Source organism: Caenimonas terrae (assembly GCF_042655405.1).
GTDB lineage: Bacteria > Pseudomonadota > Gammaproteobacteria > Burkholderiales > Burkholderiaceae_C > Ramlibacter > Ramlibacter terrae_A.
In genome coordinates, this window is record NZ_JBHSMF010000002.1 from 385,667 (window position 1) to 396,183 (window position 10,517).

At 61.6% G+C, this 10,517-nt stretch carries 11 protein-coding genes; 7 read left to right on the top strand and 4 right to left on the bottom strand.

Annotated elements, in window-relative coordinates:
* The first annotated feature begins 70 nt into the window (after positions 1-70).
* From ACFPOE_RS01910 to ACFPOE_RS01925, 4 genes are all read left to right on the top strand, one after another.
* Complete coding sequence (locus ACFPOE_RS01910; protein ID WP_376848305.1) at positions 71-382, top strand: hypothetical protein; 312 nt, start codon at positions 71-73, stop codon at positions 380-382.
* A gap of 414 nt (positions 383-796) precedes the next feature.
* On the top strand, positions 797-1,315 hold the full coding sequence (locus ACFPOE_RS01915; RefSeq protein ID WP_376848306.1) for a hypothetical protein: 519 nt from the start codon (positions 797-799) through the stop codon (positions 1,313-1,315).
* On the top strand, positions 1,215-1,577 hold the full coding sequence (locus ACFPOE_RS01920) for a tyrosine-type recombinase/integrase (RefSeq protein ID WP_376848787.1): 363 nt from the start codon (positions 1,215-1,217) through the stop codon (positions 1,575-1,577). Before ACFPOE_RS01915 ends, ACFPOE_RS01920 begins: the two co-directional genes overlap by 101 nt.
* 959 nt (positions 1,578-2,536) lie before the next feature.
* Positions 2,537-3,694 (top strand): hypothetical protein, encoded by a 1,158-nt coding sequence (locus ACFPOE_RS01925; RefSeq protein WP_376848307.1) that lies wholly within the window; start codon positions 2,537-2,539, stop codon positions 3,692-3,694.
* Between the two features lie 443 nt (positions 3,695-4,137).
* Here ACFPOE_RS01925 and ACFPOE_RS01930 read toward each other — a convergent pair whose 3' ends face one another.
* Together ACFPOE_RS01930 and ACFPOE_RS01935 are read right to left on the bottom strand one after the other, a co-directional pair.
* A complete protein-coding gene (locus ACFPOE_RS01930; protein ID WP_376848308.1) occupies positions 4,138-4,971 on the bottom strand; it encodes a DUF2971 domain-containing protein in 834 nt (277 codons plus the stop codon).
* 149 nt (positions 4,972-5,120) lie between these two features.
* Positions 5,121-6,272 carry a hypothetical protein gene (locus ACFPOE_RS01935; protein WP_376848309.1) on the bottom strand — a complete coding sequence of 384 codons (1,152 nt, stop codon included), beginning with the start codon at positions 6,270-6,272 and terminating at the stop codon, positions 5,121-5,123.
* A 177-nt stretch (positions 6,273-6,449) separates the two neighbouring features.
* Between ACFPOE_RS01935 and ACFPOE_RS01940 the strand changes: the two genes are divergently transcribed.
* Genes ACFPOE_RS01940 through ACFPOE_RS01950 form a run of 3 tightly spaced genes read left to right on the top strand, consistent with a single transcriptional unit; the run spans position 6,450 to position 7,589 of the window.
* The gene (locus ACFPOE_RS01940; RefSeq protein WP_376848310.1) at positions 6,450-7,049 is read left to right on the top strand and encodes a hypothetical protein; all 600 of its coding nucleotides are present in this window, start codon (positions 6,450-6,452) and stop codon (positions 7,047-7,049) included.
* 43 nt (positions 7,050-7,092) lie between these two features.
* Positions 7,093-7,329: a hypothetical protein gene (locus ACFPOE_RS01945; RefSeq protein ID WP_376848311.1), complete on the top strand. Its 237-nt coding sequence runs from the start codon at positions 7,093-7,095 to the stop codon at positions 7,327-7,329.
* A 47-nt stretch (positions 7,330-7,376) separates the two neighbouring features.
* Positions 7,377-7,589 (top strand): hypothetical protein, encoded by a 213-nt coding sequence (locus ACFPOE_RS01950; RefSeq protein WP_376848312.1) that lies wholly within the window; start codon positions 7,377-7,379, stop codon positions 7,587-7,589.
* 783 nt (positions 7,590-8,372) lie between these two features.
* Here ACFPOE_RS01950 and ACFPOE_RS01955 read toward each other — a convergent pair.
* Positions 8,373-8,693 carry a hypothetical protein gene (locus ACFPOE_RS01955; RefSeq protein WP_376848313.1) on the bottom strand — a complete coding sequence of 107 codons (321 nt, stop codon included), beginning with the start codon at positions 8,691-8,693 and terminating at the stop codon, positions 8,373-8,375.
* Positions 8,694-8,790: 97 nt separating this feature from the next.
* Complete coding sequence (locus ACFPOE_RS01960; RefSeq protein ID WP_376848314.1) at positions 8,791-9,993, bottom strand: hypothetical protein; 1,203 nt, start codon at positions 9,991-9,993, stop codon at positions 8,791-8,793.
* Between the last annotated feature and the right edge of the window lie 524 nt (positions 9,994-10,517).

Sequence of the window (10,517 nt, forward strand, 5' to 3'; positions counted from 1 at the left end):
GTAGATGGCAAAGGCTCCCAAGTTCAAGTCTGTCTCAGCGCCTCCCCTAACCGCAGAACAGGCGCAGCGAATGGCCGACCTGTTCGACAAGGCCGTCCACAGGTTCAGCGGCAATTTCGACGAACTTGAGTCGGCTTTGGGGATGTACGTCCTTGGCCGTCACGTTGGGTGGAAAGTGCTCTTCATCCTTCACAGCAAGAAGACCATCAAGAAATACGAAGAAATCCTCGGCATCAGCGTGCGCGAGGAATTCGAAGAAGAAGGGCCGGAGTCGATGCGCTCCGTCGGCTACTCCATCGCCAAGACCTTCTCCAACTTCTGGAAAGTCGTTTCAGGCGAGGAGAAGGTAGACCGCACCAACTGGCGCGAGATCCTTAAATAAGGGAACACTAAGTCCCTTGACAGGGACGCCATATTCCCGTACCTTGCGGGAATATGACGTTTCCTTCTACATTTCCGAACCAAGCTGCACCTGGCGGTGCGTGGCCCGGGGGGCCCCCGCCGTCCGGGGGGATCCGGGCGCCGCAGCCGCCCTCTGGGCTTGTCCCATCTAAAACAAGTGGCCCAGACCACATAGAAATCGGATTCGATTCCGAGTCCGTCCAGAAGCGCCGCATCCGCAGGCTAAGGCGGACCGTTTGGGCCTGCGGACACCTGCAAAGGCTGTCAGACCCCCGTGGCTTTCGGGAGCCCTCCTCGTGTCTGGACGAAACTTTCAAACGATCGCTCTGAAGCTCTTCGCCTCTGGGCCCAGCGTGAAGGCGTCAAGGACGACGATTCGGGCAAACTGCTATCGGTGATCGCCCGCCGCTACGTGCGCGAGGTCTACCCCACGAAGGCAATCCGCACGCGGGCCGACAACGACAAGGAACTGATTCATCTGCTGCGGGTCTTCGGTCAGATGCCAATTGATGCGATCCTTCCAATGCACATCCGGCAGTACATGGACCTACGCGGTCAAGTTGCGCCGGCTCGTGCCAATCGCGAAAAAGCGCTGTTCTCCCACATCTTCAACAAGGCCCGCGAATGGGGCTACACGGCGGCGCAGAACCCATGCCAAGGGGTTAAGGGGTTCAAGGAACGCGGGCGTTCTAGGTACATCACGGACGTCGAATTTGGGCAAGTCAAGGCCCACGCCCATTTCACGGTAGTGGACGCAATGGACCTAGCCCTACTAACCGGCCAGCGACGTTCTCAAGATTCGATGCGCCGACATTCGGGACGGCGCGCTCTGGGTCACCCAAAACAAGACCGGGGCGAGACTGGGCATCGAGGTAACTGGCGAACTCGCCGCCGTTATCGCCCGCATCAGTGAGCGCCCAAGGCGTGCGATCAGCCTCTTTCTCATTCAAGACGAGAACGGCCAGCCGCTGACCTACTTTGCATTGCGCTCACGCTTCGACAAGGCTCGGAAGCACGCAACGGTCAGCTTTCAATTTCGGGACATCCGAGCGAAGGCTGCAACCGACACCGGCGATCTAGCACACTCACAGAAGCTCCTGGCACACAAAAACCGGGACATGACCGAGCACTATGTCCGGAGCCGGACTGGGGAACGAGTCAGGCCACTTCGCTGAGTTTCACCTCACTATCGGCTGGCCCTTTGGACGATGGCTAGGCTTCTTTGGCGTGCTCTTCTTCGCGGCCTTCTTCGCAGGCGTATTCACAGCCGGACGCTTCGCCGCCTCCTTCTTCGACGCAGGCTGCTTTGTAGCCGCACGCTTCGCTACAGTCTTCTTTGCGGCGGCTCGCTTTGTGGCGCTGCCGCGTGCTTTCGAACTTGGTGACGTCTTGGCAGCGGGTGGACGCACCCACCCTTGCGGCCAGACAGGCTCGCTAGATGGGTCATCTGCCCATGCCATGCTAGGGAAAGAAGCCTTCGGGCGTGTTGCGCGAACAACGAGAGTCCTCACGTGCCTGAGGTCGGCGGGCTCGGCGCCTTTGTTCACGAGCCTTTCATACTGGTCGACCAGATCCGCAAGGAACAAATCTTCGACGGAGCCACCGGCGAGGATGCACCGAACGATGACCAGCCCCACTTCAACGGCCAATTCAGTTCTACGGGCTTGCTCGTCCTTCGCCTTCCGACTGTCTAGGAACTGCGTGACTCTCTTAAGCAACGGCTCTGCTGCTTTTGCGATTCCTGCGAGTTCGGCCCCGGTCACCATGTTCGAGCACCCTGGTTTGTAGAAAAAGCCTGCGCTTTGTAGAAACGCCCCAGGACCCGAAACGGGCGCTGGGGCGCTACAAGACTGGTGGCCTGGGGCGGAATCGAACCACCGACACGCGGATTTTCAATCCAAAATCCGCTGCGCAGTGACCCGCGTTCCACACGCAAATCTAACAAAATCAAGCACTTACAGCGCAGTCGCCCGCATCAAAACGCAGTCAAACGCACTGATTCGCACCCACTATCACTCGGTCTTGCCAGAAACTGCGCCAGAAAAACCGAGCGAGATTCATTGTAGCGACGACCGGTTTTCCGCGCCAGCACGCTCGCCGCGACGACTGCGCTCGCCCGCTACAGTGGGTCCCAATGAAGTCCGAGGCGAACACCAAGTCTGCTCATATAGATACTGCCGAACCGGCCCAGCAGGCGGGACAGGCCCGCAAGTTCCGGCGACCGCGCGCCGGCGCCGCAATTCCCGTGAGCAGTCGCCCTGCCCTGGCGCTGCCGCACCCCATGGAGCTCTTTGGGGACGGATTCAAGGTTCATCTGTCCACGGGGGTCACCTTCAGCCCTGACACATTGGCGAGGGCCGTTCTGGACAAGGGGCTTGCTGCGGCCATTCGGGATGGTCTGCCTCTTCATTACCAGAGCCTCAGGAAGCTCTTGTACATCGCCCGGGGCGAGCACACACCAACGTCAACGACCAAGAAGCTACTCGCCCTGCAGTTCGAAGGCATTCTGGACAGGCAGGACCTGGAGCGCGCCCTGGCCGGTGAAAGCGTGCCGGCTGCTGCGGCGTCAGACTGGTTGACGCTTCTGAAGGGATTGCAGGGGGATGGTGGCGTTCTGGCGCAGATTGCGTCCTGTCTGGCCGCCTGCGATGCCCATGTTCTGGAGTTCGTCGCGCCCTTGGCGCTACAGAGCGGTCGTGAGGCGGCTGGCGCCCATCTCGATGCACTCTTTGGTGAGGAACGCAGCGCCTGGCAAGCCCTGAACCCCCGGCTCCTGACGCACGTCATCGTGTTGGTGGAGGTCGCGCTGAAGACACTCGCCTGGCTGGAGTGTCGACTGGAGCCTGGTCCGGCAGGACGTGACCGGCAGCGCTCAGGAGTCGACGGCCTGCTGGCGCCCGACGGCAGACCAATGGGCAACTGGCTGTTTGAGGTCTGCGAGGCATCGGGCTGCCGCGACCTGGGTCGGTTGAGCCAAGAGCTTTTGCGCCGGGGGAGCCGGCATCTGAAGCGGCCTATCTCGCACGGGCTGTTGCGCAGATGGTCGAGTCCGAAGAGCGGGGTCATGCCGCGAGTTGCGGTGTTGCCCGTCCTGGCGGGTGTCGACCTGCAAACGCAGGTCCGCCGACTCGAGAGCCGCTACGACGTGGCGCGTTTCTTCACGTTCCTATGCGACTTGCTGCGCGCCGCAACCGTGGGAGAACCACGCCCATCGTGGGAGGAGGTTCAGGCCCAGGTGAGAAGCCGGTACGCGCAGGCGTACCGGCTCCAGGTGTTGCACTCGTCGGAATAGAGGTCCGAGACCGCTACCTCAGGGCTTCTTACCCCTTGGGCCGCCCTGCCCGGCAACGCGCCTTTGGTAGGCAGCGTCCAGACGGCTCGCAGGGCTGTCGGAAGGAATGCGCCCGTTGTTCTGTCCGGCGATGACCTTCGCAACGCGACGGACGGCGTCAAGAGTGGTCGGCGTGGGCTTGGCTGGTTTCATCGAATACTCCTTTGAAGATGCGCCGCAACACGCAGCGCACACCACAAGTGTTCCGCCCTGGGGTCGCCAACCTGTGCGCATTTTGGGAAAAGATTTCGGCGGGCATTGGCACTGCGCGAGGGTCCTAAACAAGCCGTACCCGGCCGCGCGCCTACATTGACTACGACGCTAGACAAGGTTCCAACAACCGAAGAACCTGTCATGCCAATTCATCGGCTGTCGGGGTGGCGGGTCACGGTCGACGCACGATGTCATGTCTCGATGTGCAATTCATAGCGGTTGGGTACTCGCGTGGCTCGGCGTACTCTTACATGCGGCGCCACCGATTCGACGATGCCACGAACCGTATCAAGTGGGCCCTGGCAACCGACGATGATGCCGGTCAGCGCTCCTTGGGGCAGTTGCAGCATGCAGTCGTCCGCGAGTAGTGCGGAGCTCGTTGCCGGCGCATGGGCGCGCTCCTCGACAATTAGCCGGAACTCGTTCTCGTAACGCCACACGTCGCTCTTAGCCAGCAGGACTCTTAGGTCCTCTTCCTCGGTGACGTCATATGGCCGCAGCATGGGAAACTCTTCGAGGTACTCGCATTCAAGCGCGCAGCAGAACACGTCGTTGTCGACGCTGTACTCAAGGCATATTCCCTTGTGGTCATCTGCATAGTGAGACCACATCAAGGTGTTGGAAGGAGTTGGACCTAAGCAGTAGACGCGGTACTTCTCCGCGATGGCCACGCCAAGGGCGACGGACATCTCCTCCAACAGCCCCACCGCGAACGGTATATCGGCGAGCAACCGGCGTCGCATGGCCTCGGTATCGCACACGGACATCGGTGCACGTCGATTGGTTATTTCGACGGCCCAGTCAGCGTGACGCTGAAGCTCGCGTGCATCGTTCAGGAGCTCCGTGTTGAAGTGCGGCTTGCAGTCCCAAGGGTCGTTGAACGCACTTGGGCTCGAGCAGAACAGTTTCCCGGAGCGAAGAAATGCTTCGAGGCGTTCGACGTGTTTCAACGCCGGAGCGTCGGGGTTGAAGCGCTGCCAGTGGTAGAGGGAGCGGTGCCCGAGCTGTCGCGCTGTATGAGTCATAACCTCCATCCTGCGAGCTGACGCCAGCGGGGATGCACCAACCCAGCGCTGTGTCAACCACTATAGCCTCTCCGTTCTCAAGAACATCTTCTCACGGCCTTCGCTTGTCATCACTGATGTCTCAAGCTGGCCTCGGTATCCGCGCAACCTTATAGATATGGATGTTGGTCGGAGCGCATTTCGGTGACCAACTTCTTGCCGAATGGACCTTGGTAGCCGGGCTCCACACCCTGCACCAGGAGGTCCAGGCGCTTGCCGCTGGGGTCCAAATCGCTGACGGCCTGCTCGGCGAGTTGTAGCCACTCCTGGCTGACTTGCGGCAGTGGCTCTCCAGGCACCTGTGCTTTGAGATGAGCCAGGTAGGCTGCCGCCTCCTGGTGTCGGCGCCAGCCGGCCGCCTCCGACGCAAAGGACTCCCTGAATTGAGCACGGCGGCGCAATTGCGCCTCCCTCTCTTCACGCTCCCGGGCCTGCTGCGCCCACAGCTTGCGCTGCTCCTCATGCTCCCGCGCTCGGTTGCGCAGTGCCGTCGCGGCAGCCACCAAGCCCGCGAGGACTTCCTCCAGCTTGGCTTCCAGCTTGGCATGCACCCCGTCTGCCCAGCTCTTGCGCCCGTCGAAGTACCCGTCGATGGCAATCTTGAGTTCGCCGGTGAGCTGGTAGCTGTACTCCTTGAGCGCATACATCCCTTCCCGTTTCGGATTGGGCGGCAGCTCCGTACGTGTATAGCGTTCAGCGATGGCAAATCGCACGCGTTGACCATCGAAGTCCAAGGCCAGGGGCTCGCCCTCGGCCCCGCGTTTGACCTGTCCCCCCACCTTAGGCAACGCATCTTCTAATGCCGATAGAAGACCTTGCGCGCGCTCGATGCTTGCCGGGCCCAGCTTGCAGTCGTAGTGCGCCGAACCGCCGCAAAAGACCAGGCCAATGGGGGTCGGCCGCGCTTTACGCAAAAAGGCCACGGTGGCCAAGGCGAAAGGAGCGGTTTGCCGGGGCGCCGCTGACACCGTCACCGCCACTCCAAGCTTGGGCGGCGGCAGCTTGGCCGCCTTCTGCACGCGACTTTGTTCCTCGGAGAAGCTCACCACCTCACCATGCGGCGCTGGCGGGAGCGCGGGCTTCGGACTGCCCCTCCCGTACTCGACGCGCGTCCAGTGCCCCATGGGCGGCTTCGGAATCTGATGGCGCCGACACGCCTTGGCGAGGGCCACATCGGAGACGCCGAATTCGGCGGCCAGCTTCCTCAAGGGGGTGCTCCACACCCGCTCGAACAGGTTTTTGCGCGCGATGTCCATCCTCATTCCCCTTCCTGTGTAGCCGTTGATGCGCGCGGCAGCGGGCATCTTCCCCGAGCGCCAAGCACGCCCCCGGTTGGCCGCTGGCTGACGTCGCGCCGGATGCTAAAGCGTACAGGCCGATGCACCCTAAAGAAGTACCCGCTCTACACAAAGCTTCATCAACAGCTTTTCGGAGCAACCATGCACAGGGCCACCCCACCCCAGTCCCGTCAGCCCAGCCTGACAAACCTGACCCCCTCACAACAGCGGGCCGTGCGTTCGTACGCGCAGACGACCATCCCCGTGGTCAACGCCGGGCAACGTGCGGCACTCCTTGCAGCCGCCGTCAAAGAGGACATCAAGGTCCTGCGCAAAAACATGGCCATCGCCGCCAGGCTGGGCGTCCACCGTATGCACCCCGAGTTTGAGAAAGTGCGCCGGCACATGTCGGCGGGTTGGTTCGAAGCGATGACCCTGATGGCTCTGGAAACGGGCCAGCCGTGCTACCGGCTGGCCGCGCTTGAATGGGATGACCTGGATTTCGAGACCCATCAACTGAGAAGCGCTCGCACCGGATGGCAAGTCATGTCGCCCGAACTTGAATTGCACCTGGACTCCCTGCCTGCGCAATATGGCAAGAAGGTTTTTGACCCGGCCGAGCTGCAAGTGGACAAGGCGTGGGCTCGCATGTTCATCAAAGCAGGTCTGGTGCCCGTTCGCCTCCTGCAACGCCGCAAGCAGGATTTGCCGACCCGGGCCAGCTTTGCAGGAGAAGCACCCGCCGGCCAACAACAAATTTAAAAGTCGGCCGCTACACCCTTCACCCACATCAAAGGAAACTGACATGAAGAAGATTCACATCGACCTGAACACCCTTGCAGGCAACGCCTATGCCCTGATGGCACTCGTGCAGCGTCTGTGCCACCAGGCTGGACTTGGCGAAGAAGCGGCGCAGGACATCATGCACGCGATGCAGATAGGCACGTATGACGACCTGTTGAACGTGCTGGATGACGAGTTTCCTGGGACGTTCGAGTTCGTGGGTGACCCGCGGCCAGAGAAGACGTCCCTTGCCGTCTAAACCCGGCGACCTATGCGAGCTACCAACACACTTCAACGGAAACGAAAATGAAAATCGACCTTGGCGCCCCTGAGGGCAACGCCATCGAACTGGGGGGCATCACCTACCGGGTTGCGCGACAGTGCGGGCTGAGCGAGAAGGCTGCGAAAGACATTCTTTCGGACATGCGGGCGGGCACCTATATCGACCTGCTCAATGTGATGGACCGGGAGTTCCCCGGACTTTTCCAGTTTCATGGAGACCCGAGGGTCAAGCGATGACCGCATCTGCGGGAGCACCGCACAATCATTCAGCCTTGCACTGAGAGTCCAGAAGCCGACCATGTGCCCTCCTGAAGAAGGTAAGGCGCCCTCGATAGAAGTTCAAGCGCTCCATTCATTGAATGGAGCGCTTTCGTTCTGAGTGATTCGAATCGAAACCAACGTCGGTCTTTCCGCGCCCCTTGTTTCATGTCAACCCTAAATTGACCTTGCCAACCGTTCGACGGACGCAAGGGCCAGGAGTGACATGCACGGACAGACGACGAAGTATCAACTGCGCCGTATCGGCAGAACGCGGTTGCGGGCACACCGCCCCGATACCGCTTGCGTAAATTGCCAACGCCGCTAGACAAAGTTCCACTAACTGAAAGAACCTGTCATGAACCGCCCCTCCCACCGTCTCACCCTTTCCACACAGCCGGCATCGTCGCAGTGCGCTTGGTGGTCCTCGTATCGACCTCTTCGCTCGGACCTATAGGAGCGGAGAAAAGCGCCCCGTAAAAGGGGCGCGTCCCGACAAATGGGGACGCTTCAGGTGTAGGCCTGGCCCAGGAGCCGCTGTCGCGTTTGCGCTAGCCTAAGGCGAAAGCCCGGCCTTCGGATGGCCGGGAGGCTGACGTTCACCGCGCGGAGATTCGAGAGTTTGCGCAGGCCGTGACCGGTGATTTTCCATTTCATGTGGGGACTTACCAGGACGTGTACCAGCGAATCCGGCAGCAGGCCGGCGAGAGTGATGCAGGCTATCTCGCATACCTGGACGCACGCTATTTCACAACGTGGGAACTAGACCTCGAAAGAAAACGAGTCTGCCCCCAGGGGCAGCCCCAGGGACGCCAGCACGCGGTCCGAACGCCCCGTCCAGTAGTCGAAGACGTTGGCGACCAGGGCGGATGAAGAGTGGGTGGCCCGCATCTTTGCAGAGCGCCGCCCAGTGTCCTTCAGTTCGTTGCCGCTGCCGCCCTCAAAACTCGCCAATGCATGCGGGGACAGCGGGCGGAAGAAGTTCTCCTGCCAGGAAGGCAGGTACCCATTGGCATCCAGCGCGAGTCCGGCGCCGGCAGCCCACGCCGACCGCCTGGAAAGGACGGTTTGCTTGGTCGACATGCTTCACCTCCATGCTTCAGTTTCGGTGAATGCTCGACCAAGTCGTCCGGCATTTCCAGGGCAGTCTCGGCGCGGGTCAAGGCCTCACATGCCCGGGTCAAAGACGCTTGACGCGTCCAGAATACGCATGCAGCACCTGGAGCGTGTCGTGCGACACGAAGTTCCAGCCCGAGCGCCCACTGCGACGCAGGTCCTGGATGCGCAGGTCCTCGACTCCTGCAGTCCGGCAGGCACTGCGCCAGGCGTGCTTGAACGATGCATAGGGCGTGCTGAAGATTCGCGGGGAAGGCCCCGCGGCCGGGCGCATCTCTTCAAGAATCCCCATGGCCTTGTCTGACAGAAGGGTGAGCGATGACGGGTTGTTCAGACCGCGCCGACAAAAAAGGCGGTGGCCCCAGAGAATCTCGTCCCATGAGGCATGGTCGACGCAGTACTTGGCGTCCATGCCGCTTTCGGAGAGCAATACGAACATGCGCGCTGTGTTGGCGTCTCCGGCCGTCTTGAACGCTGTTTCCAGGCGCTCGTGCTCGGACGCGGTCATCGCCCTGGTGCGGCGGCGTCCATGCCCATGAAGCCGGACATCGTCGACCGGATTCCTTGCGCCCCAGGATTCCCCGCCGAACCGGCGTTCATCCTTGAACAACCTGGCAAGCAGGCTGCGCTCTTTGAGCACCGTGGCGCGCGCGCGGCCCTCGGCTTCAAGCGCCTGGAGCAGCGCGTGGATTTGCCCGCTCGTGACCTGGTCCATGCGGGTCACTGCCAGTTCGGCGCGCAGACGCGCCGAACGGGTCACCTGGATGGCCGGCACACCGCCTTCACGGGCGGCATCCCGACCGACGTAGGTGGCGACAAGCGAAACGACCGCGCGGCCAAACAATGTCGTCTGATACGGCGCCACAGCCGCCGGCGACGTGCGGACCTCAATGGTGCGTTCGCCCGCGGCGCGCAGGTAGGTGTTGATGATGCGCGCCTCCTGGAGTGCACCGCGAAGGCGTGGCAGGTGCGCAAGGCCGTAGTGCTGCAGGGCCAGTGCCACGGTTGCGGGCTTCAGGCGCTGGCCCTCCTGGAGCCCTCGCAGCCGTTGCACCAGCGCTGTCCGCGCTTGCGATTTGTCGGCGAACCCACTGAGGCAAAACGTCTGATTGCGGTGGCGTGCGCGAATAGCCCAAAGCCCGGAGGCAAGTTGGTAAGGCACGCCCATCGGACGGTACACGCTCTTGGGATGGGTGACGGACTTCGGGGCGGCGTCCGACTGGGTGGAAGCGGTGGCGCCGGCGGCGACCTGTTGACTCTTGCTCATTGCAGTTCCTTGGTTTGTGGTACTGCGTGTAGTCAGCGACGAACTTAAGGCGAGCGCACATGCGCTTTAGAGAGTTTCCTTTTAGGTTCTCCGGTGGCAATCACGGCTTGGCGGTGAGCGCTTCCACTTGCAACCAGCCCCCCATGTCTGCAGTCGCAGAGATGCGGATAGCCAGGCCTTTGGGCCACGCGTCACAGGTCTGTTCCGGCCGATTGCGCGTTCCTATGGACAGCTTGGGTGCCCTGCGTGGCTGCGGGCACATCTCCGAAGATGACATCACAGTAAGCCAGGCCCGCGTGCTTACCCAGTGGCGGTTGGAGTACAAGACCTAAAGAGCCGCCGCAGCTGTAGACAAGAAGAAGGGACTCCTATGCGTATCCACCTGCCGCCTGCCCTCCGACGGCTCCTGGCTGACGAAGAGCGTGCAGGGGCCGTGGTGATAGGTGGCCTTGCGGCGGTGGTGACCGTCTGCTTCATTGCGTCCGTGCTCGCGATGCTCCTCATGAAGTGACGTCGGACGATGC

What these genes read in the sequence shown, in the direction of transcription:
- ACFPOE_RS01950 (WP_376848312.1), top strand. Translation starts at nt 7,377, where the DNA reads ATGAAAATCGACCTTGGCGCCCCTGAGGGCAACGCCATCGAACTGGGG.
- ACFPOE_RS01945 (WP_376848311.1), top strand. Translation starts at nt 7,093, where the DNA reads ATGAAGAAGATTCACATCGACCTGAACACCCTTGCAGGCAACGCCTAT.
- ACFPOE_RS01940 (WP_376848310.1), top strand. Translation starts at nt 6,450, where the DNA reads ATGCACAGGGCCACCCCACCCCAGTCCCGTCAGCCCAGCCTGACAAAC.
- ACFPOE_RS01935 (WP_376848309.1), bottom strand. Translation starts at nt 6,272, where the DNA reads ATGAGGATGGACATCGCGCGCAAAAACCTGTTCGAGCGGGTGTGGAGC.
- ACFPOE_RS01955 (WP_376848313.1), bottom strand. Translation starts at nt 8,693, where the DNA reads ATGTCGACCAAGCAAACCGTCCTTTCCAGGCGGTCGGCGTGGGCTGCC.
- ACFPOE_RS01910 (WP_376848305.1), top strand. Translation starts at nt 71, where the DNA reads ATGGCCGACCTGTTCGACAAGGCCGTCCACAGGTTCAGCGGCAATTTC.
- ACFPOE_RS01925 (WP_376848307.1), top strand. Translation starts at nt 2,537, where the DNA reads ATGAAGTCCGAGGCGAACACCAAGTCTGCTCATATAGATACTGCCGAA.
- ACFPOE_RS01960 (WP_376848314.1), bottom strand. Translation starts at nt 9,993, where the DNA reads ATGAGCAAGAGTCAACAGGTCGCCGCCGGCGCCACCGCTTCCACCCAG.
- ACFPOE_RS01930 (WP_376848308.1), bottom strand. Translation starts at nt 4,971, where the DNA reads ATGACTCATACAGCGCGACAGCTCGGGCACCGCTCCCTCTACCACTGG.